Source organism: Vibrio sp. 10N.286.48.B8, assembly GCF_003050085.1.
In the GTDB taxonomy this organism is placed as follows: Bacteria; Pseudomonadota; Gammaproteobacteria; order Enterobacterales; family Vibrionaceae; genus Vibrio; species Vibrio crassostreae.
In genome coordinates, this window is sequence record NZ_PIGD01000014.1 from 1 (window position 1) to 22,558 (window position 22,558).

The window sequence follows — 22,558 nt, forward strand, 5'->3', positions numbered from 1 at the left end:
TATCCAAGGTTCTGCACTTGGCGCACTAAACGGCGAGAAGCAGTGGGAAGACAAGATCGTTGAGCTTGCAGAAGCACTAGATTCTTACATTCCTGAGCCAGAGCGTGCAGTTGACCAACCGTTCCTACTACCAATTGAAGATGTATTCTCAATCCAAGGTCGTGGTACTGTTGTAACTGGTCGTATCGAGCGCGGTATCCTACGTGTAGGTGACGAAGTAGAAATCGTTGGTATCAAAGAGACTACTCTTACTACTTGTACTGGTGTTGAAATGTTCCGTAAACTGCTTGACGAAGGTCGTGCAGGTGAGAACGTTGGTGCACTTCTACGTGGTACTAAGCGTGATGACGTTGAACGTGGTCAAGTACTTTCTGCGAAAGGTTCTATCAACCCACACACTAAGTTTGAGTCTGAAGTATACGTACTTTCTAAAGACGAAGGCGGCCGTCACACTCCTTTCTTCAAAGGTTACCGTCCACAGTTCTACTTCCGCACAACTGACGTAACAGGCGACATCACTCTACCAGAAGGCGTAGAAATGGTAATGCCAGGTGACAACGTTCAAATGACTGTTGAGCTAATCGCTCCAATCGCAATGGACGAAGGTCTACGTTTCGCAATCCGCGAAGGTGGCCGTACAGTTGGTGCTGGTGTTGTAGCTAAAATCTTTGCATAAGATTTGACGAACCACTAGTAAAAAGGGCATCATTTGATGCCCTTTTTCTGCGCTAAAAAAAGAGTTGGATGTTTTGACATCGATTTTTGCTCTTAGCAAAGAATTAAACGGTCGTTTTGACTAAAATGACTGTTAGATGTGTTGTTTTGCAACGCAAAGGAATGTGCCCTGCAACAGCGGGGTTATTGTCGTCTATATTTAAGACTTATCACAGGTTGGTTTTATGAAAGCAAACGCTGAAACTCCTGATAGCTCAGGTGCAGCAGATACAATGAAGTGGATTGTCGCTTTTGTTCTGTTGGCTGCTGCTGTTGTGGGTAATTACCTGTATGGTGAATTGTCTGTTGTAATTCGCGCTGCAGGTGTAGTTGTGCTGATTGCTGCCGCACTAGGCGTTGCAGCAACAACAACTAAAGGTAAAGCTGCGATCGATTTTGCAAAAGAATCTCGTATGGAGATTCGTAAAGTTGTTTGGCCTACTCGCCAAGAAACTATGCAAACTACATTGATCGTTTTAGCTGTATGTATTGTTATGTCTCTAGTGCTTTGGGGAATTGACGGCATTATGGTCCGTCTAGTTTCTCTAGCAACTGGGGTGTAGAGGGTTCTGATTCATGAGTGAAGCTCCAAAAAAACGTTGGTATGTAGTTCAAGCCTTTTCTGGCTTTGAAGGTCGTGTTGCACAGTCGCTACGCGAGCATATTAAAATGCACAACATGGAAGAACTATTTGGCGATGTGCTAGTACCTACTGAAGAAGTAGTGGAAATGCGTGCTGGCCAACGTCGTAAAAGTGAACGTAAATTCTTCCCTGGCTACGTATTAGTTCAAATGATCATGAATGATGAATCATGGCACTTAGTACGCAGCATTCCGCGTGTTATGGGCTTCATTGGTGGTACCTCTGATCGTCCTGCACCAATCACTGATAAAGAAGCTGATGCTATCTTGAACCGTCTAGAGAAAGCGAGCGAGTCTCCACGTCCTAAGACAATGTTCGAAGCGGGTGAAGTGGTTCGTGTGAACGATGGTCCATTTGCTGACTTCAACGGTACTGTTGAAGAAGTAGATTACGAGAAAAGCCGCATTAAGGTATCTGTATCGATCTTTGGTCGTGCAACACCAGTTGAGCTTGAATTTGGTCAGGTTGAAAAACTGGACTAAAACTCTGACATTTGAGCAAGCTGTGGATAAATGCTTCATAAGTTGTTCAAAATAAAAGAGTATAAAAAATCACCTTTTTAGGGTTGTTAAAGGCGCGAATTATGATTATAATTTCGCGCCTTTTTGCTTCTGCGGAAGTAAAAAAGAGTTAATTGAATTTATGGGGAGCTCGCCTTACGGCTAGCGCATGTACCCAAAATATTAGGAAATATCATGGCTAAGAAAGTTGAAGCTTATATCAAACTGCAAGTTGCAGCTGGTATGGCAAACCCAAGTCCACCGGTTGGTCCTGCTCTAGGTCAACACGGCGTGAACATCATGGAATTCTGTAAAGCGTTCAACGCAAAAACAGAATCTGTTGAGAAAGGTCTACCTACTCCAGTAGTTATTACTGTTTACAACGACCGTTCTTTCACGTTCGTAACTAAGACTCCACCTGCTGCTGTTCTTCTTAAGAAAGCTGCTGGCGTTAAGTCTGGTTCAGGTCGTCCAAACACTGAGAAAGTTGGTACTGTAACTGACGCTCAAGTACAGGAAATCGCAGAAACTAAAGCTGCTGATATGACTGGTGCTGACATCGAAGCAATGAAGCGTTCTATTGCTGGTACTGCTCGTTCAATGGGCCTAGTGGTAGAGGGATAAGATCATGGCTAAACTTACTAAGCGTATGCGCGTAATCCGCGACAAAGTTGACGCGACTAAAGAATACGAAATCAACGAAGCTGTTGCTCTTCTTAAAGAACTAGCGACTGCTAAATTCGTTGAGTCTGTAGATGTTGCTGTTAACCTAGGCATCGATGCTCGTAAATCTGACCAAAACGTTCGTGGCGCAACTGTGCTACCTCACGGTACTGGCCGTGACATCCGCGTTGCTGTGTTCACTCAAGGTGCAAACGCAGAAGCAGCTAAAGCAGCTGGCGCAGATATCGTTGGTATGGAAGATCTTGCTGAGCAAGTGAAAAAAGGCGAAATGAACTTCGACGTTGTTGTTGCTTCTCCAGATGCAATGCGTGTTGTTGGTCAACTAGGTACAATCCTAGGTCCACGCGGCCTTATGCCAAACCCTAAAGTTGGTACTGTAACTCCTAACGTTGCTGAAGCGGTTAAGAACGCTAAAGCTGGTCAGGTTCGTTACCGTAACGACAAGAACGGCATCATCCACACTACTATCGGTAAAGCATCTTTCGAAGCTAACCAGCTTCAAGAGAACCTAGAAGCTCTTCTAGTTGCTCTTAAGAAAGCTAAGCCTTCTTCAGCTAAGGGTACTTACCTGAAGAAAGTGAGCATCTCTACTACGATGGGTGCTGGTGTTGCTGTTGATCAAGCTAGTCTTGACACTCAAGCAAACTAATTTGCTTAGGCGCAGATTTAGTGTATACTTCTGCGCCTAATATTTGTGGTTGGGTGGTTTTAAAGCAATTTGAAATCATCTATCCCAAGACCGTAGGCGCTGTCGATTTTCATTAGATTATTGATAGCTTAATAAAACCTACGTAGGCGATGTTGTGGTTTGAAGTGAATTTATTCATTTTTAAATAACATCGTAAACGCTCATTACATTTTGTATTGAGTGCTGTAATCACAACCAGAGGTTAATCCAAATGGCTTTAAATCTTCAAGACAAAAAAGCAATTGTTGCTGAAGTCAACGAAGCTGCCAGTGGTGCACTTTCTGCAGTTGTAGCTGATTCTCGTGGCGTTGAAGTTGGCGCAATGACTTCTCTACGTAAACAAGCTCGCGAAGCGGGTGTTTACATGAAAGTTGTTCGTAACACACTAGCACGCCGTGCGGTTCAGGGTACAGACTACGAGTGTCTAGTAGACACTTTCACTGGTCCAACTCTGATCGCATTCTCTAATGAGCACCCAGGTGCTGCAGCGCGTCTTTTCAAAGACTTCGCTAAAGAGAATAAAGATTTCGAGATCAAAGCTGCTGCATTTGAAGGCGCAGTTACTGATGCTGAAGTACTAGCGACACTACCAACTTACGACGAAGCTATCGCACGCCTAATGATGTGCATGAAAGAAGCTTCTGCTGGCAAGCTGGTTCGTACTATCGCTGCTGTTCGCGACCAAAAAGAAGAAGCTGCGGCATAAGCCTTGCTTTTCACTGGTTGCTATTTAAACTTATTGTTGACTTAAAAGAGAATTGTTATGTCTATTACTAACGAGCAAATCCTAGACGCAGTTGCAGAAATGTCTGTAATGCAAGTTGTTGAGCTTATCGAAGCTATGGAAGAGAAATTCGGCGTTACTGCAGCTGCTGCTGTTGTAGCTGGCGGCGCAGCTGGCGGCGACGCTGCTGCTGAGCAAACTGAATTCGACGTTATCCTAACTGCTGCTGGCGCTAACAAAGTACAAGTTATCAAAGCTGTACGTGGCGCAACTGGCCTAGGTCTTAAAGAAGCTAAAGGTCTTGTAGACTCAGCTCCTGCAGCGCTTAAAGAAGGCGTTGACAAAGCTGAAGCTGAAGCTCTTAAAGCACAGCTAGAAGAAGCTGGCGCTTCTGTTGAAATCAAGTAATTATTACTTAATTTCATAGCCGCAAGGCTAATGGCTGGTGGTTTATTAACCACCGGCCTTTTTGCGCTGTAGGGCTATGACGAAATTTCCGCTGTTTAACCGTCATAATCCGAGCAAAAAAACAGTCATTTTTTCGAAATGATTGTTCACTACCACTAAACAGCTGTTTGTCACCACCCCCTCTGAAGAGTGTTTTGGGTGGTTTGGGTCACTTATCAGCGAGCTGAGGAACCCCATGGTTTACTCTTATACCGAGAAAAAGCGCATCCGTAAGGATTTTGGTACTCGTCCACAAGTTTTGGACATTCCATACCTGTTATCGATCCAGCTTGATTCTTTCGACAAATTCATCGAACAGGATCCAGAAGGTCAATACGGTCTTGAAGCTGCTTTCCGTTCTGTATTTCCAATTCAGAGCTACAACGGCAATTCTGAGCTGCAATACGTTAGCTACCGTCTTGGTGAGCCAGTTTTTGACGTTAAAGAATGTCAAATCCGCGGTGTTACTTACTCAAAGCCACTACGCGTAAAACTACGTCTAGTTATCTTTGATCGAGATGCACCAGCAGGTACTGTAAAAGACATTAAAGAACAAGAAGTCTACATGGGCGAAATTCCGCTTATGACAGACAATGGTACTTTCGTAATTAATGGTACCGAGAGGGTTATCGTATCCCAGCTGCACCGAAGCCCAGGCGTGTTCTTCGACAGTGATAAGGGTAAGACCCACTCATCAGGTAAAGTTCTTTATAACGCACGTGTAATTCCTTATCGTGGCTCATGGTTAGACTTTGAGTTCGATCCTAAGGATAACTTATTCGTACGTATCGACCGTCGTCGTAAGCTACCAGCATCGATTATTCTTCGTGCACTTGGTAAATCGACTGAAGAGATCCTTGATCTATTCTTCGACAAAGTGAACTTCGAAGTTAAAGACCAAACTCTTCTTATGGAGTTGGTTCCTGATCGTCTACGTGGTGAAACTGCGTCATTCGACATCGAAGCAAACGGCAAAACTTACGTTGAGACTGGTCGTCGTGTTACTGCTCGCCATATCCGTCAACTTGAGAAAGATGGCGTTGAGCACATCGAAGTACCAGTAGAGTACATCGTTGGTAAAGTTGCATCTAAAGATTACATCAATGAAGCAACTGGTGAGATCATCGTTGGCGCGAACCAAGAGATTAGCCTAGAAGCACTTGCTAACCTGTCTCAAGCAGGCCACAAGGCTCTACAAACTCTGTTCACGAATGACCTAGATCACGGTCCATTCATGTCAGACACTCTACGTGCAGATAGCACAGTAGATCGCATCTCTGCATTGGTAGAAATCTACCGCATGATGCGTCCTGGCGAGCCACCAACGAAAGAAGCTGCAGAGTCTCTATTCGAAAGCCTATTCTTCTCTGAAGAACGTTACGACCTATCAACTGTAGGTCGTATGAAGTTCAACAGCTCTATCGAGCGTGAAGAAGAAGAAGAGCGCGGTACTCTGGATGAATCAGACATCATCGAAGTGATGAAGAAACTGATTGGTATCCGTAACGGTATTGGTGAAGTGGACGATATCGACCACCTTGGCAACCGTCGTATCCGTTCTGTAGGTGAAATGGCAGAAAACCAATTCCGTGTTGGTCTAGTTCGTGTAGAACGTGCCGTTAAAGAACGCCTAAGCCTTGGTGACCTTGATGCAATCATGCCTCAAGATCTTATCAACGCTAAGCCGATCTCTGCTGCAGTTAAAGAATTCTTTGGCTCTTCACAGCTTTCACAGTTCATGGACCAAAACAACCCATTGTCAGAAGTTACGCACAAACGTCGTATCTCTGCTTTAGGTCCTGGTGGTCTTACTCGTGAGCGCGCAGGCTTCGAAGTACGTGACGTTCACGTAACTCACTACGGTCGTCTATGTCCGATCGAAACGCCTGAAGGTCCAAACATCGGTCTAATTAACTCGCTATCTGCGTTTGCACGTTGTAACGATTACGGTTTCCTAGAAACTCCGTACCGTCGTGTAGTTGATGGTGTAGTAACAGAAGAAGTTGATTACCTGTCTGCAATCCAGGAAGGTCAATTCGTAATCGCGCAAGCAAACACCATTCTTACTGAAGAAGGTACGTTTGCAGATGAGCTAATCACAGCTCGTCAAAAAGGTGAATCTGGTCTTCACCCACGCGATCACGTTGACTACATGGACGTTGCGACAAACCAGGTTGTATCTATCGCTGCTTCGCTTATCCCGTTCCTAGAACACGATGATGCGAACCGTGCATTGATGGGTGCCAACATGCAACGTCAAGCTGTACCAACACTTAAGGCTGATAAGCCTCTAGTAGGTACGGGTATCGAACGTAACATCGCAGTTGACTCTGGTGTTACAGCGGTTGCTAAACGTGGTGGTCAAGTTCAGTCTGTAGACGCTTCTCGTATCGTAGTTAAGGTTAACGAAGATGAATTGGTACCTGGCGAAGCTGGTATCGATATCTACAACCTAACTAAGTACACGCGTTCGAACCAAAACACATGTATTAACCAACGTCCAACTGTACTTCCAGGTGAACCAGTTGCACGCGGTGATGTTCTTGCTGATGGTCCTTCAACAGACCTTGGTGAACTTGCTCTTGGCCAAAACATGCGTATCGCATTCATGCCTTGGAACGGTTACAACTTCGAAGACTCGATCTTAGTATCTGAGCGCGTAGTTCAAGAAGACCGTTTCACGACAATCCACATCCAAGAACTATCTTGTGTGGCTCGTGATACTAAGCTGGGTTCTGAAGAGATCACAGCTGATATTCCAAACGTAGGTGAGTCTGCTCTGTCTAAACTAGACGAGTCAGGTATCGTTTACATTGGTGCTGAAGTTAAGGGTGGCGACATCCTAGTTGGTAAAGTAACCCCTAAAGGTGAAACTCAACTGACTCCTGAAGAGAAGCTACTACGTGCTATCTTCGGTGAGAAAGCATCTGATGTTAAAGATACTTCTCTACGTGTACCAAACTCTGTTTCGGGTACTATCATCGATGTACAAGTCTTCACTCGCGATGGCGTAGAGAAAGACAAGCGTGCACTTGAAATCGAACAGATGCAGCTTAAAGAAGCTAAGAAAGACCTAACTGAAGAGTTCCAAATTCTTGAGGGTGGCCTTCTTAACCGTGTTAAAGCTGTACTTCTGTCTGGTGGTTACTCTGAAGCTAAGCTTGATACTATCGGTCGTAAGCAATGGCTAGAGCAAGTTCTAGAAGACGATGCGCTACAAACACAGCTTGAGCAACTTGCTGAGCAGTGGGATGAGCTAAAAGCAGACTTCGATAAGAAGTTTGAAACTAAGCGTCGTAAAATCACTCAAGGTGATGATCTAGCGCCTGGCGTTCTTAAGATTGTTAAAGTTTACCTAGCGGTTAAACGTCGTATCCAGCCTGGTGATAAGATGGCCGGTCGTCACGGTAACAAAGGTGTAATCTCTAAGATTAACCCTGTTGAAGACATGCCATACGATGAGAAAGGTCAGCCTGTAGACATCGTACTTAACCCGCTGGGTGTACCATCGCGTATGAACATCGGTCAGATCCTAGAAGTTCACTTAGGTTTGGCTGCGAAAGGTATCGGTGACAAGATCAACCAAATGGTTAAGGAACAACAAGAACTGCATAAGTTCCGTGAGTTCCTACAGAAGGTTTACGATCTTGGTGATACTCGTCAGAAAGTTGATATTGCTGAACTGTCTGATGATCAAGTTCGTACACTGATCAAGAACCTACGTGGCGGTCTACCGATTGCTACTCCTGTGTTCGACGGTGCTTCTGAATCTCTAATCAAAGAACTACTTAAACTGGGTGATCTGCCAGAATCTGGTCAGCTTAAACTGTTTGATGGTCGTACTGGTGATTCGTTTGAGCGTCCTGTAACTGTTGGTTACATGTACATGCTGAAACTGAACCACTTGGTTGATGACAAGATGCACGCTCGTTCAACTGGTTCTTACAGCCTAGTAACTCAGCAACCACTTGGTGGTAAAGCTCAGTTCGGTGGTCAGCGTTTCGGTGAGATGGAAGTATGGGCACTAGAAGCATACGGTGCTGCATATACTCTACAAGAAATGCTAACAGTTAAGTCGGATGACGTTAACGGCCGTACTAAGATGTATAAGAACATCGTAGACGGTAACCATAGCATGGAACCTGGTATGCCTGAGTCGTTCAACGTACTGTTGAAAGAGATTCGCTCGCTAGGTATCAACATCGAGCTAGAAGACGAAGAGTAATCCCTCCTCTTTTTTAAAAGAAGATAGGATTATTTGGTAAAAGGGAGCTTGCTACAGCAGTGAGCTCCTTTAACTCCTTACAGGAGCTGAATGTGAAAGACTTATTAAACTTTCTAAAAGCACAGCATAAGACCGAAGAATTTGATGCAATCAAAATCGGTCTATCTTCACCAGACATGATCCGTTCATGGTCTTTTGGTGAAGTTAAAAAGCCGGAAACAATTAACTATCGTACGTTCAAACCTGAACGTGATGGTCTGTTCTGTGCACGTATTTTTGGTCCAGTTAAAGACTACGAATGTCTTTGTGGCAAATACAAGCGCCTGAAGCACCGTGGTGTTATCTGTGAGAAGTGTGGCGTTGAAGTTACACAAACTAAAGTTCGTCGTGACCGCATGGGCCACATCGAGCTAGCTTCACCAGTTGCTCACATCTGGTTCCTAAAATCACTACCGTCTCGTATCGGTCTACTAATGGATATCCCTCTACGTGATATCGAACGTGTTCTTTACTTCGAGATGTACGTAGTAACTGAACCAGGTATGACTGATCTAGAAAAATCTCAGATGCTTACTGAAGAAGAGTATCTGGATCGTCTAGAAGAGTGGGGTGACGAATTCACTGCTAAGATGGGTGCTGAAGCGATCAAAGATCTGCTTGCAACAATGGACCTTCATCAAGAAGTGGAAGAAATGCGCGAAGAGTTAGAAACAACTAACTCAGAAACTAAGCGTAAAAAAGTTACTAAGCGCCTGAAGCTAGTTGAAGCGTTCATTGCATCGGGTAACGATCCGCAATGGATGATTCTGACTGTACTTCCGGTTCTGCCGCCAGATCTACGTCCTCTAGTACCACTAGATGGCGGTCGTTTTGCGACTTCAGATCTGAACGACCTTTACCGTCGTGTGATCAACCGTAACAACCGTTTGAAGCGTCTTCTAGAGCTAGCTGCTCCGGACATCATCGTACGTAACGAAAAACGTATGCTGCAAGAGTCTGTTGATGCACTTCTAGATAACGGTCGTCGTGGTCGTGCTATCACTGGTTCGAACAAGCGTCCTCTGAAATCTCTTGCTGATATGATCAAGGGTAAACAGGGTCGTTTCCGTCAGAACCTTCTAGGTAAACGTGTAGACTACTCTGGCCGTTCTGTAATCACAGTAGGTCCATACCTTCGTCTACATCAGTGTGGTCTTCCTAAGAAGATGGCACTTGAGCTATTTAAGCCGTTCATCTACAGCAAGCTAGAAACTCGTGGCATGGCTACGACAATCAAAGCTGCTAAGAAGATGGTAGAGCGCGAAGAAGCTATCGTTTGGGATATCCTAGACGAAGTAATCCGCGAACACCCAGTACTGCTTAACCGTGCACCTACACTTCACCGTCTAGGTATCCAAGCGTTTGAACCAGTACTAATCGAAGGTAAAGCGATTCAGCTTCACCCACTAGTGTGTGCGGCATACAACGCCGACTTCGATGGTGACCAAATGGCGGTACACGTGCCTCTAACTCTAGAAGCACAGCTTGAAGCACGTACACTGATGATGTCGACGAATAACATTCTGTCGCCAGCGTCAGGTGATCCGATCATCGTACCTTCTCAGGACGTTGTATTGGGTCTTTACTACATGACACGTGACAAGATCAACGTGAAAGGCGAAGGTATGTACCTTGCTGGCCCTGCTGAGGCTGAAAAGGCATACCGTACTAAGACTGCTGAGCTACACGCTCGCGTTAAAGTACGTATCACCGAGACTGTAGTAGACGAAGATGGTAACAGCACTACTGAAACGAAGATGGTTGATACAACTGTCGGCCGTGCAATGCTATGGCAAATCGTTCCAGCTGGCCTACCGTACAGCATCGTTAACCAAAAGTTAGGTAAGAAGCAGATCTCTACTCTTCTTAACGAGTGTTACCGTAAGCTTGGTCTAAAAGATACAGTAGTATTTGCTGACCAAATCATGTACGCAGGTTTTGCATACGCTGCACTTTCTGGTGTTTCTGTAGGTATCGACGATATGGTTGTACCTCAAGCGAAATACGATGAAATTGAATCTGCTGAAGAAGAAGTTCGCGAAATCCAAGAGCAATTCCAATCTGGTCTTGTTACTGCGGGTGAGCGCTACAACAAAGTTATCGATATCTGGGCATCTACGAATGACCGCGTTGCGAAAGCAATGATGGATAACCTATCTTCTGAAACAGTTATCAACCGTGACGGCGAAGAAGAACAGCAAGAATCGTTCAACAGCATCTACATGATGGCCGACTCGGGCGCACGTGGTTCTGCAGCTCAGATTCGTCAGCTAGCAGGTATGCGTGGTCTGATGGCGCGTCCAGATGGTTCAATCATCGAAACGCCGATCACCGCGAACTTTAAAGAAGGTCTAAACGTCCTTCAGTACTTTATCTCAACGCACGGTGCTCGTAAGGGTCTTGCGGATACAGCACTGAAAACAGCAAACTCGGGTTACCTAACTCGTCGTCTAGTAGACGTTGCTCAAGACGTTGTAGTACACGAACATGACTGTGGCACGCATGAAGGTATCGACATGATGCCTCACATCGAAGGTGGTGACGTTAAAGTTGCACTTTCTGAGCTTGCTCTAGGTCGTGTAGTAGCTGAAGACGTTCTTAAGCCTGGTACTGAAGATGTACTGATTCCACGTAATACTCTGATTGATGAGAAGTGGTGTCAAATCATGGAAGACAACTCAGTAGATAGCATGAAAGTGCGCTCTGTTGTTACCTGTGATGCAGACTTCGGTTGTTGTGCACAGTGTTACGGTCGTGACCTAGCACGTGGTCACCTAGTGAACCAAGGTGAAGCAGTTGGTGTTATCGCTGCACAATCTATCGGTGAACCGGGTACACAGCTAACGATGCGTACGTTCCACATCGGTGGTGCGGCATCTACTGCAGCAGCAGAGAACAGCATCCAAGCTAAGACAACTGGTACTGTGAAACTTCACAATGCTAAGTTCGTAGTTAACAAAGATAAGAAACTGGTTATCACTTCTCGTGCATCTGAGATGACGATTATTGATGAATTCGGCCGTACTAAAGAGAAGCACAAACTTCCTTACGGTTCGATGCTAACCAAAGGCGACAACGCAGCAGTTACTGCTGGTGAAGTTGTAGCTAACTGGGAAGCGCATACCATGCCAATCATCACTGAAGTGGCAGGTCGTATCCAATTCGTAGATATGATCGATGGTATTACAGTTTCTCGTCAAACTGACGATCTAACGGGTCTTTCTTCAAGTGAAGTTACAGACGCAGCAGCTCGCCCAGCAGCAGGTAAAGATATGCGTCCAGCTATCAAACTTGTTGATGAGCAAGGTAACGACGTAATGATCCCTGGTACTGATATGCCAGCTCACTACTTCCTACCTGGCAAAGCGATTGTAAACATTGAAGATGGCGCTGAAGTTGGCATTGGTGACACACTATCTCGTATCCCTCAAAAATCGAGCGGAAACAAAGATATCACCGGTGGTCTACCACGCGTAGCTGACCTATTCGAAGCTCGTAAGCCTAAAGAGCCTGCGATCCTTGCTGAGCACACAGGTACTGTGTCTTTCGGTAAAGAAACGAAAGGTAAGCGTCGTCTAGTAATCACTCGTGAAGGCGGTGACGCTTACGAAGAGATGATTCCTAAGCATCGTCAATTGAACGTGTTCGAAGGTGAGAAGATTGAACGTGGTGATGTAATCGCCGACGGTCCTGAAACTCCACACGATATCCTGCGTCTACGTGGTATCCACGCAGTAACTCAGTACATCGCGAACGAAGTTCAAGAAGTTTACCGCTTACAAGGCGTAAAGATTAACGATAAGCACATCGAGACTATCGTTCGTCAAATGCTACGTAAGTGTACAATCACTCATTCTGGTGACTCTCCGTTCCTACCTGGCGAACAAGTTGAGTACCACAATGTTAAGATTGCTAACCGTAAGCTAGAAGCTGAAGGTAAAGAACTAGTACGTTTCGAACGTGATCTACTAGGTATTACTAAAGCATCTCTTGCAACTGAGTCATTCATCTCAGCTGCATCGTTCCAAGAAACGACTCGCGTACTAACAGAAGCTGCGGTTTCTGGTAAGCGTGATGACCTTCGCGGTCTGAAAGAGAACGTAATTGTTGGTCGTCTGATCCCAGCTGGTACTGGTTTCGCATACCACCAAGAGCGTCAAAAGCAACGTGAAGAAGAGCAAGAAGGTCCTTCAGCTGAACAAGCTACTGACAACCTAGCAGCACTTCTAAACGCTGGTTTCTCTTCAGAAGAGTAAGCTCTACGAGTAGTCTCTAAGAGATAAGAAAAAGGCACCTTTGGGTGCCTTTTTTGTATCTGGCGTATTGGTGTTTAACGAGGGCCTATAGATTAGAATCTGATAGGTTTGCTTGATTGCTTGATTGCTTGATTGCTTGATTGCTTGATTGCTTGATTGCTTGATTGCTTGGCTGGTGGACTTAGTCACGAGTACTTTTTCGAAGGTAGTTTTGAGTGTTTGCAGGAAGAGCGTGAGGGTGAAACTGGTGACAAGTGTTAAGTCTGGTTATCGCAAAACATCAGAGTAGGGACGAACCAATAACCTCTGGTAGAAGAGTTGGATGTTTTAGGTAACGCTACAGACAAAACAAAAAGCTTGCACAGAGGCAAGCTTAGAAGATGTTAAGCCATTACGCTCCTGGTGGGACCGCTAGGCTGTCGGCAATTTGTTGTATCAGTTGGTCTTCAACCGCAAATCTCGCCTCAAGAATCTCACCAACGAGTGATAGCTCACTATCAAAGCTTTCTAATGTATCGGTCGCTTCAATGGCAGCGTATTTATCGGTGAAGTTGAGCAGTGGATCTGTGGTAAGAACGATATGACCATAAGATTGGTTGATTTCGTCTGTTGCTTTGAAGCCAGTAGACTGCCATTTATCCATCACCATGTCATAGATTTTGAAATGACCTTCAGAGATGTAATCAACAAGGTGTTGGCTGAATTTTTGGAGCTCTTCTGGAGAAGGCAGTTCGGTGATTGCAGTTGCTTTCGACGATGAAGGCTGCAGAGCGGCAAGCTTACAATACTCAACGATTAGAGACTGTCGAGTTTCGAGCCAATGATCGATGACCTCATTAGAGCCACCCCATTGTTCTTGTATTTGTTTGAATTTATTTAGCATGACCATGTCCTCATGATCTGATCACAACCTTGTGATCAAGTAATTGCCTAAGCAGGGTCCGTTTTATTGGTAGCTACTAAAAGTAATAGCTTGAAATATTCTCTGCTACAACTCTAGTATGAAATTAGATTGCCAGTAAAATGAACGAACTGCAAGCAATGAGGCATAGGGATGTTAAAAAAAAGTGATAAAAAAATGACAGAGCAAGCTTATTGGTGCGTCGTTTCTGGTAGTGATATTTGGGTTAATAATGATCAGTTTCCGTTTGGCTCTGCTGAAGAGCTAGGGCTGAGTATTGAGCATGCAATCTGTATTGGTCAACATCAAGGTCGCAAGGTGTATTGGCTCAACGATTGTGATGTGGAGAATAAGTTGAGCATGGTCAACCTAAGAGAGTTGCTGCACTGGCCTGAAGCGAGTTTCTTGACTGCAAGCAAAGCCATCCAATATGGGCATATGACTCAAAGTATGCGCTTTTGCCCTCAATGTGGCGGCCGTAATCACCTCAATCATAACCAGGTGGCGATGCAGTGTGGAGATTGCCGCACGCTTCATTATCCTCGTATCTTCCCGTGCATCATTGTCGCTGTACGAAACCACAACAAGATATTGCTTGCGCAGCACCCAAGACATAAAACAGGCATGTATACCGTGATAGCGGGCTTCCTAGAGGTCGGAGAAACCTTAGAGCAGTGTGTGGCAAGAGAAGTCAAAGAAGAAACGGGTATCGATGTCGACAACATTCGTTACTTTGGCAGTCAGCCATGGGCGTTTCCATCGAGTATGATGATGGGCTTTCTTGCAGATTATGCTGGTGGTACGCTTAAGCCTGACTATAGCGAGCTATCGGATGCTCAATGGTTTGGCGTAACAGGCCTACCTGATGTTGCTCCTGTTGGAACCATTGCGAGACAGTTGATTGAGAAAACAGTTGATGACGTGATGAAAGATGGTGTGACGGAGCAGATGCTAGAGCACTAATTGGCCTGTGATAGTATTTAGCCTATGGGTAGTCAAAAGCTAAAAAAAACCCTCCACAAGTGGAGGGGGTAAGTAAGATGTCGTTATGAGATGCTGAGTAGTGACTACTCAGATGTTATAATTGTAATTTTCGCTAGCGAACAAATTTTTAACATGCTCCCGTAATTGGGTGCAAATTAAGCATTGATTTAAAAGTTAATAACTTGATCTAGGTTGCAAAGCACACAGCTTTTACCCTTCAATCAGTGTTAGAATACTTGCCATCAAAACTAGACAAGATTGAATTGGAATTTAACGGAATGACCGAATTAAAAAACGATCGCTATTTACGCGCACTTTTAAAACAGCCTGTTGATTACACACCGGTATGGATGATGCGCCAAGCTGGCCGCTATCTTCCTGAGTACAAAGCAACGCGCGCTGAAGCGGGCGATTTCATGTCTTTGTGCAAAAACGCGGAACTGGCATCAGAAGTAACACTTCAACCTTTACGTCGTTTCCCGCTTGATGCGGCAATCTTGTTCTCAGACATCCTAACTATCCCTGATGCAATGGGCTTAGGTTTGTACTTTGAAACAGGTGAAGGTCCTAAGTTTGAGCGTCCTATCACGTGTAAAGCTGACGTAGAGAAGATTGGCTTACCCGATCCAGAAGGTGAGCTTCAATACGTAATGAATGCCGTTCGTCAGATCCGTAAAGACCTGAAAGGCGAAGTGCCGCTGATTGGTTTCTCTGGTAGCCCATGGACTCTAGCGACATACATGGTTGAAGGTGGGAGCTCTAAAGCATTCACTAAGATCAAAAAGATGATGTACGCAGAACCACAAACACTGCACCTGCTTCTAGACAAGCTGGCTGACAGTGTTATCGAATACCTGAACGCGCAAATTAAAGCGGGTGCTCAATCAGTAATGGTATTTGATACATGGGGTGGTGTACTGACTCCTCGTGACTACAACCTATTCTCACTGCAATACATGCACAAAATCGTTGATGGCTTAATCCGTGAAAACGAAGGTCGTCGTGTACCGGTTACTTTGTTCACTAAGAACGGTGGCATGTGGCTTGAGTCTATCGCAGCAACAGGTTGTGATGCGGTTGGTCTAGACTGGACAATCAACATCGCAGATGCAAAAGCTCGCATCGGCGACAAAGTTGCTCTGCAAGGTAACATGGATCCTTCAATGCTTTACGCTCAGCCTGAACGTATTCGCGAAGAAGTGGGCAGCATCCTAGAAGGCTTCGGCGACGGTGGTACAGGTCATGTATTTAACCTAGGCCACGGTATCCACTTAGATGTACCGCCAGAGAACGCTGGTGTATTCGTTGACGCTGTTCACGAATTGTCTAAGCCTTACCACAAGTAACTCTGAGTAAGATGACTGAAAGCGCTGTTGGGAAACCAACAGCGCTTTTTTATTGTCTGAAATTGGTATTTGATCGCGGTTTAATCTTGTTGTGTGCAGTTAATTAGGTATTTGGATCATGGTAGGCCAAATGCTCTGAGATGTGTTTCCTGATATAGGGAATGACTTCACTTTCAAACCAAGGGTTCTTCTTTAGCCAGATATTATTGCGTGGCGAAGGGTGAGGTAATGGCAAAAATTCAGGCGCCCAAGCCTGCCAGTTTTTGACTGTTTCTGTCAGCGTTTTGGTGGTTCTTTCCTTTAAATAATAGTTTTGCGCATATTGACCAATCAATAGTGTCATTTGAATGTTGGGCAATGACTGCAGTACCTTTTTGTGCCAGAGCTCTGCGCATTCTTTGCGTGGTGGCAGATCGCCACTCTTCGCTTTGCCTGGGTAGCAGAACCCCATAGGAACAATCGCGACCTTTTGTTCGTCATAAAAGGTATCGCTGTTTATCCCTAACCATTCTCTTAATCGTTCGCCACTGGCGTCATTCCAAGGGATCGACGACTCATGCACCTTGATACCCGGCGCTTGACCTATGATCAGCAAACGCGCATTTGGGTGTGCTTGAATTACTGGGTTGGCACCGTGTGATAGGTGAGGTTCACAAGCTCGGCATTGTCGAACCTCTTTAAGTAACGAAGAGGACATCAGTAACCTTTATCAAAATCGATGACATGATTAAGTGTAAAGCCATCTCGCCATTGTTGGTAATTCTCTGCGAAGATCTCGACCACTTGTCTTGGCTCACTGAGTGCAGCGATGTGCGGAGTGATGGTGACTTGCGGTAGTTTCCAGAAAGGGTGTTCTTGCGAGAGGGGTTCACTTTCAAACACATCTAAAAATGCGTGTTCTACCCATCTATTTTTTATGGCGAGCAACAAGGCTTTATTGTCGATGCTCTCTCCTCGACCGACATTAAACAGCAACACATTAGAGCAATAGCCTAACGTGGTTTGGTTCAACAACTGATAGGTTTCAGCAGTTGATGGCAGGGTGTTGACCACAATATCGGCCTGCTTGAGGGCAGCCTCTATCTCATTGATGTGGAACGTCTCTTTAAAGGTTTCTTGTTTGGATGGGATGCCCGTACGGTTGACACCTATGGTATGAATACCAAAAGCGGCCGCGGTTTTTGCTAAATGACTGCCGATTGAACCTGTTCCTAAAATCACCATAGTTTTGTCAGTTAGGCTAGTATAAAGCTGTGGCTGCCAGTTTCGTTGTTGTTGATGCTGGTGGTAATGAGGAAAGTGTCTACAGTGGCTGATTGCGTAACCTAAAACGTACTCCGCGATAGCAGGACCGAAGATACCTTTGACGTTGGTCAGCGTGTAATCCTGACGAAGGTCTGGCTGAGTGAGTTTATTGATGCCAGCGTAGGTACTCTGTACCCAGTCTAGCTCTTTAAACTCGCCAAGGCGCTCGGCTATCAGGGGAGGCGAGGCTAATACAATTTCAGCTAACTCGGGGTTTTGAGTGATTTCTAGGTCGGGTAAATCCTGGTTTAGAATCAGTTGCGTATAGGTATCGTTATGCTCAGTAAGAATATAGAGCTTATTCGTGAAATTGTTCATCGGCTTACCTTTTCCCCCCAGGGTTTATCAAGTACACTTTCGCTGTCTTTTTCTGCAATTATTGAGTGACTATGCTTCAGAATCCACTGCAGGTTCGTCTTGAAAAGTTAGAACCTTGGCAACAAATTACCTTTATGGCGTGTCTATGTGAGCGTATGTACCCTAACTATGCCATGTTTTGTGAGAATACAGAATTTGCGGAAGCTCGAATCTATCGTGATGTTTTGGATAGCATTTGGGAAATCCTGACGGTTAAAACAGCAAAGGTGAACTTTGAGCGTCAACTTGAGAAGGTTGAAGAGCTATTCCCTAGCGGTGATGATTTTGATTTTTATGGTGTTTACCCAGCAATGGACGCATGCCAAGGCCTAGCAACGCTAATTCATGGCCTGCTTGACCGTGAACATATGTTGGAAGCGGTAATTAAAGTGAGTCAACAATCGGTGAAGACGGTTGCTGAGCTTGAGTTTGCTCAAGGCGCTGAAGAAGTGACCAACGAAAACCAGAAAGAAAACGAAGCGGTATGTGAAGAGTGGGACGTTCAGTGGGCCATTTTCCGACCTCTACGTGAAACGACTGAGCGTGACTTAGAGTTGATCAAAGACCTACGCCACGAACTGCGTGAAGACCCAGTCAGTAACATTGGTGTTGCGTTATAATTCGCTATCGCACCAAGGTACGAATAAAAACAAAGGCTCCCTAGGGAGCCTTTATTGTATCTGACGATATCAAATTTAGATTAAGCGTCTTTTTTGTCTTCGTTCTGCGCTTTGTCTTTTGATGCCTTATCTTTTGATGCGTCGTCGTCATCCGCTGATGTTGAATCTGAGGAATCGTTGTCTGCTGGAGTTTCTTCCTCTAGCTCGTCCTCGTCATCGCGGTTTTCGATAACACCGTGTGTCTCTTTCCACTTTTCCCAGCGTTGGAACGCCAGTTCTTGCATGTCAGTCGTCTTATCCGCTTCGTCGACAATCTCTTCACCCACTAGGTGTTCAAAGATATCTTCTAGGGTGATGATGCCCTGAATGGTGCCGTACTCGTCCACAACTAAAGACAGTTGCAGGCGGTTTGCCATCATCTGGTCAAAGGCCTTAGCCAAGCCCATGTTGTTCAGCAACACGTGGATAGGGCGCATTACCTCACCCAGAGCTTTCTCACCACAACCGGCTTGCTGCAATCTAAACAGCTCTAAGCGGTGAACAAAACCGATGATGTTGTCACTCTGCTCGCTGTAAACCAGCGGGCGTGAGAATGGCGTATCTTTATGTTGTTCTAGGAAGGTATTCACACTCATTTCCGCATCAACACGGAATACCACTGGGCGCGGCGTCATTACCTGAGTCACGGGTACATCTTGAATACCCAGTAGGTTGCTCAGGATTTTTGATTCGCCTTCTGCAAACTCGCCGCTCTCTTTTGCCAAAATCGCCATTGCAGATAGTTCATCACGCATTTTGGGTGCTTGGTGGCCACGAGCAAGACGTTTGGTGATCTGTTCTGAGAACCATACAAACGGTGTTAGGAAGAACACCATCCAACGCAGCACACTTGCTGAAGTAGGAGCAAGTTGACGCCAGTAGGTTGCACCAATGGTTTTTGGAACAATCTCAGACAGTACCAAAATACCTAGCGTTAGCACGGCAGAGAAGACACCTAACCATTGGCTACCAAAAACGACAGCCGCTTGTGCACCTGCTGTCGCAGCACCGATAGTATGCGCGATGGTGTTGAGCGTTAAAATTGACGCAAGCGGGCGGTCAATATCTGTTTTCAGTTTGTCTAAAGACTCTGCTGCAGGGTGCCCATTTTGTTTTAGTTGAGCAATGTAGCTCGGACTAATACTCAAAAGTACAGCTTCCAAAACAGAACAAATGAAAGAAACTCCAATAGCAATGGAGACGTAAATAGTTAGCAGCAGCATGTTTGCCCTTAAATTAAATTGTACGCTTTAGCAGCGATTCAGCGTGGATTATAGTGAAAAAGTAGTGGCTAGGTCATCATTAATTTTGCTCTCAGCCCCTTTTAAACAAGGGCTTGCTTAATAAAATCAGTAACAAATTGTGAGTTATTACTCATATTATGGCTAAAACTACGGCATTAGAGCTAAAGATCGACGACAAACCTTTGCCAGATGGGGCATTTATGTTTTAGAGTGAATTGAATTCAAAAATACAAAGAAGGGAAACCTAAAATGAACAAGACTCAATTAATCGACTTTATTGCTGAAAAAGCGGACCTTTCTAAAGCACAAGCTAAAGCTGCTCTAGAAGCGACTCTTGGCGGTGTTACAGATGCTCTTAAAGATGGCGATCAAGTTCAGCTAATTGGTTTTGGTACTTTTAAAGTAAACCACCGTGCAGCTCGCACTGGTCGTAACCCAAAAACTGGTGATGAGATCCAAATCGCTGCTGCAAATGTTCCAGCATTTGTTGCAGGTAAAGCGCTGAAAGATTCAGTGAAATAATCTAAACTGTACCGAGGTAGTCGTATTCCACCTCGGTACAGGTTTTTATGAAAAAAGCATTTCTTCTCGTTTCACTATTATCTACATTTCTTATTGGCTGTTCTTCAACAAGCCCTCGCAAAAACCTAGAGCAATTTGAAACTCACACCGGCGGCCAAGTCATGGGCGACGCGACAAGTTTTTACTGGGTTACAAACAAGCTAACACAACCTCATACTTCAGCTGACTACGTCACTGTAGGCGATTACGGCTGGTACCAAACTGACTATGCTTGGTCAGAAAGTGTGCTTCGTGAATTCATTCGTGAAGGCGAGCAGCGTAACTCTTCTAATAAGCTGGTTCCTTATCGTGTCCATGTGCGTTTCAATAAGTCGGGCGAAGCTGTGTATCAACAGTATCGTATCGACAGCAAAATCTTACCTATCCAAGCTAAGCAGCTTGAAAACTACCAGAAAGAAGCTAAATCGGTTCTAGAGACTACGATGAAGCAGAATGACGAAGGGCTAAGATTGGTTCAGGGTTACTGGGATGGCAGCTCTTTTAAGACGTGCGCTGGTGGTGAATTTGATCGCATTGAATTTAACCAGACTTTACCAAGCTTCGTGATCGACCGATTGGCATCTGTGGAAAGCTATGCGGCGTTTCTTGGCAGTGATTCACTGGGTAAGATGAGCGTGAAAGAGTTACTGATGCTGGCTGAAGACAGCCATGATTGTGTCGTTAGGCCATCATTGTTGAAAGAATAGCTAACAATCAAAGGTTTGAGAGTATTTGGCCTACTGTAGGCCAAGTGCTAATTTGTCTGTACAGGCGCAGATTCCTAGAAAGATTGAGTAATAAAAAAGGCGCCTATCGAGGCGCCTTTTGCTGTTATTCGCTTACTGCTATTTGCTTACTGTTATGGAAAGTAAGCGAGTAACAAAATTGATTACTGCTCTTGCTCGCGCGCAATCGCACGGTAACCAATGTCATTGCGGTGGAACATACCATTCCAGCTAACTTGCTTCGTCAACGCGTAAGCACGCTCTTGAGCTTCAGAAACCGTGTTACCCAGTGCCGTTGCACAAAGTACACGACCACCGTTTGTCACCACGTCGCCAGCTTCGTTATTTGTCGTACCTGCGTGGAAAACCTTTTGGCCTTCAACTTCGCTTGTTGGTAGTGAAATTACGTCACCTTTTGCGTAGTCAGCAGGGTAACCGCCAGCCGCAAGAACAACACCGATAGAAGCGCGTGGATCCCACTTCGATTCTGCTTCGTCTAGTTTCTCGTCGATAGCCATTAGGCAAAGCTCAACAAGGTCTGACTCCATACGCATCATGATAGGTTGCGTTTCTGGATCGCCGAAGCGGCAGTTGTATTCGATAACCTTAGGTGTGCCGTCAGCATCGATCATTAGGCCAGCGTAAAGGAAACCAGTGTAAGGTGCGCCCTCTGCGTCCATACCACGTACCGTTGGGTAGATAACTTCCTCAAGGATACGGTTGTGGATTTCAGGCGTCACAACTGGAGCAGGAGAGTAAGCACCCATACCGCCAGTATTAGGACCAGTGTCTTTGTCGCCAACACGTTTGTGATCTTGGCTGGTGGCCATAGGAAGCACGCTAGAACCGTCAACCATTACGATGAAGCTTGCTTCTTCGCCTTCAAGGAACTCTTCGATAACCACGCGGCTGCCAGCTTCGCCAAATGCGTTGCCCGCTAGCATGTCTTTGATTGCGTCTTCAGCTTCTTCAAGTGTCATCGCAACGATAACGCCTTTACCTGCTGCAAGACCGTCAGCTTTTACTACGATTGGCGCGCCTTGCTCACGTACGTAAGCGATAGCCGGCTCAATCTCAGTGAAGTTCGCGTAGTAACCCGTTGGGATGTCATGACGAGCTAGGAAATCTTTAGTGAATGCTTTCGAACCTTCAAGCTGTGCTGCCGCTTGAGTTGGACCAAAGATAGGCAGACCCACTTCGCGGAATGCGTCAACCACACCAATAACTAATGGCGCTTCAGGGCCAACGATAGTCAGTTCGATTTTTTTCTCTTGAGCAAACGCCACTAAACCAGCGATGTCTTCAACACCGATGTTTACGTTCTCAAGTTTCGGCTCAAGTGCAGTACCTGCGTTACCTGGAGCAATGAATACCGTTTCAACGTTTGGGTTTTGTGCCGCTTTCCAACCTAGTGCATGCTCACGACCGCCGGCACCAATAATCAATACATTCATGTTTTAAAATCCTTATAGCTGCTTCAGAGCCTTTATTTCTGTGTCAAACATGCTCACTTATAGTCATAAGCTCCGCGTGTTTTCCTTGAACTAAAGTCACTG

19 protein-coding genes are annotated in these 22,558 nt (G+C 45.3%); 14 read left to right on the top strand and 5 right to left on the bottom strand.

The features are described 5' to 3' along the window. The 9 genes from CWO08_RS15985 to rpoC form a co-directional block, all read left to right on the top strand. Nucleotides 1-676 (top strand): EF-Tu/IF-2/RF-3 family GTPase (locus CWO08_RS15985; RefSeq protein ID WP_258185372.1); only part of this gene is annotated, 676 nt, incomplete at its 5' end. 223 nt (nucleotides 677-899) lie between these two features. Beyond that, the gene (gene secE / locus CWO08_RS15990) at nucleotides 900-1,277 is read left to right on the top strand and encodes a preprotein translocase subunit SecE (protein WP_010435558.1); all 378 of its coding nucleotides are present in this window, start codon (nucleotides 900-902) and stop codon (nucleotides 1,275-1,277) included. 13 nt (nucleotides 1,278-1,290) lie between these two features. Then, nucleotides 1,291-1,839, top strand: a complete 549-nt coding sequence (gene nusG, locus CWO08_RS15995; protein ID WP_010435556.1) for a transcription termination/antitermination protein NusG — start codon at nucleotides 1,291-1,293, stop codon at nucleotides 1,837-1,839. 213 nt (nucleotides 1,840-2,052) lie between these two features. After that, complete coding sequence (rplK, locus tag CWO08_RS16000; RefSeq protein ID WP_010435555.1) at nucleotides 2,053-2,481, top strand: 50S ribosomal protein L11; 429 nt, start codon at nucleotides 2,053-2,055, stop codon at nucleotides 2,479-2,481. Nucleotides 2,482-2,485: 4 nt separating this feature from the next. Continuing rightward, nucleotides 2,486-3,190, top strand: a complete 705-nt coding sequence (rplA, locus tag CWO08_RS16005; protein WP_048659214.1) for a 50S ribosomal protein L1 — start codon at nucleotides 2,486-2,488, stop codon at nucleotides 3,188-3,190. A 250-nt stretch (nucleotides 3,191-3,440) separates the two neighbouring features. Next, nucleotides 3,441-3,935 carry a 50S ribosomal protein L10 gene (gene rplJ / locus CWO08_RS16010; protein ID WP_010435550.1) on the top strand — a complete coding sequence of 165 codons (495 nt, stop codon included), beginning with the start codon at nucleotides 3,441-3,443 and terminating at the stop codon, nucleotides 3,933-3,935. A gap of 57 nt (nucleotides 3,936-3,992) precedes the next feature. Then, nucleotides 3,993-4,361 carry a 50S ribosomal protein L7/L12 gene (gene rplL / locus CWO08_RS16015; protein ID WP_017631516.1) on the top strand — a complete coding sequence of 123 codons (369 nt, stop codon included), beginning with the start codon at nucleotides 3,993-3,995 and terminating at the stop codon, nucleotides 4,359-4,361. Between the two features lie 235 nt (nucleotides 4,362-4,596). After that, complete coding sequence (gene rpoB / locus CWO08_RS16020; protein ID WP_017060526.1) at nucleotides 4,597-8,625, top strand: DNA-directed RNA polymerase subunit beta; 4,029 nt, start codon at nucleotides 4,597-4,599, stop codon at nucleotides 8,623-8,625. Nucleotides 8,626-8,717: 92 nt separating this feature from the next. After that, nucleotides 8,718-12,920 (top strand): DNA-directed RNA polymerase subunit beta', encoded by a 4,203-nt coding sequence (rpoC, locus tag CWO08_RS16025; protein WP_017060527.1) that lies wholly within the window; start codon nucleotides 8,718-8,720, stop codon nucleotides 12,918-12,920. A 391-nt stretch (nucleotides 12,921-13,311) separates the two neighbouring features. Here the strand turns inward: rpoC and CWO08_RS16035 are convergent, their stop codons facing one another. Then, complete coding sequence (locus tag CWO08_RS16035) at nucleotides 13,312-13,809, bottom strand: Rsd/AlgQ family anti-sigma factor (protein WP_048605474.1); 498 nt, start codon at nucleotides 13,807-13,809, stop codon at nucleotides 13,312-13,314. 165 nt (nucleotides 13,810-13,974) lie between these two features. Here CWO08_RS16035 and nudC point away from each other — a divergent pair, with 165 nt between their 5' ends. Both nudC and hemE read left to right on the top strand, forming a co-directional pair. Beyond that, entirely contained in the window at nucleotides 13,975-14,784 is an 810-nt protein-coding gene (gene nudC / locus CWO08_RS16040; protein ID WP_108020771.1) for an NAD(+) diphosphatase, read from the top strand. A 299-nt stretch (nucleotides 14,785-15,083) separates the two neighbouring features. Beyond that, a complete protein-coding gene (hemE, locus tag CWO08_RS16045; protein WP_017060530.1) occupies nucleotides 15,084-16,151 on the top strand; it encodes a uroporphyrinogen decarboxylase in 1,068 nt (355 codons plus the stop codon). A 103-nt stretch (nucleotides 16,152-16,254) separates the two neighbouring features. Here hemE and CWO08_RS16050 read toward each other — a convergent pair whose 3' ends face one another. Beyond that, complete coding sequence (locus CWO08_RS16050; protein WP_102433247.1) at nucleotides 16,255-16,848, bottom strand: uracil-DNA glycosylase family protein; 594 nt, start codon at nucleotides 16,846-16,848, stop codon at nucleotides 16,255-16,257. Then, nucleotides 16,848-17,774 carry a D-2-hydroxyacid dehydrogenase gene (locus CWO08_RS16055; protein ID WP_055319891.1) on the bottom strand — a complete coding sequence of 309 codons (927 nt, stop codon included), beginning with the start codon at nucleotides 17,772-17,774 and terminating at the stop codon, nucleotides 16,848-16,850. The genes CWO08_RS16050 and CWO08_RS16055 overlap by 1 nt, the downstream gene beginning before the upstream one ends. 71 nt (nucleotides 17,775-17,845) lie before the next feature. On the opposite strand from CWO08_RS16055, the gene CWO08_RS16060 reads away from it, so the two are divergent. After that, nucleotides 17,846-18,433, top strand: coding sequence for a YjaG family protein (locus tag CWO08_RS16060; RefSeq protein WP_017062699.1), 588 nt, complete (start codon nucleotides 17,846-17,848; stop codon nucleotides 18,431-18,433). 80 nt (nucleotides 18,434-18,513) lie between these two features. Here the strand turns inward: CWO08_RS16060 and CWO08_RS16065 are convergent, their stop codons facing one another. After that, nucleotides 18,514-19,695, bottom strand: coding sequence for a CNNM domain-containing protein (locus CWO08_RS16065; protein ID WP_102433245.1), 1,182 nt, complete (start codon nucleotides 19,693-19,695; stop codon nucleotides 18,514-18,516). A 270-nt stretch (nucleotides 19,696-19,965) separates the two neighbouring features. Here CWO08_RS16065 and hupA point away from each other — a divergent pair, with 270 nt between their 5' ends. Next, the gene (gene hupA / locus CWO08_RS16070; RefSeq protein WP_004729753.1) at nucleotides 19,966-20,238 is read left to right on the top strand and encodes a nucleoid-associated protein HU-alpha; all 273 of its coding nucleotides are present in this window, start codon (nucleotides 19,966-19,968) and stop codon (nucleotides 20,236-20,238) included. Between the two features lie 47 nt (nucleotides 20,239-20,285). Then, nucleotides 20,286-20,984, top strand: coding sequence for a DUF1481 domain-containing protein (locus CWO08_RS16075; protein ID WP_048659209.1), 699 nt, complete (start codon nucleotides 20,286-20,288; stop codon nucleotides 20,982-20,984). 182 nt (nucleotides 20,985-21,166) lie between these two features. On the opposite strand, the gene purD is transcribed toward CWO08_RS16075, so the two are convergent. Continuing rightward, nucleotides 21,167-22,456, bottom strand: coding sequence for a phosphoribosylamine--glycine ligase (gene purD, locus CWO08_RS16080; RefSeq protein ID WP_048612396.1), 1,290 nt, complete (start codon nucleotides 22,454-22,456; stop codon nucleotides 21,167-21,169). Nucleotides 22,457-22,558: the final 102 nt, after the last annotated feature.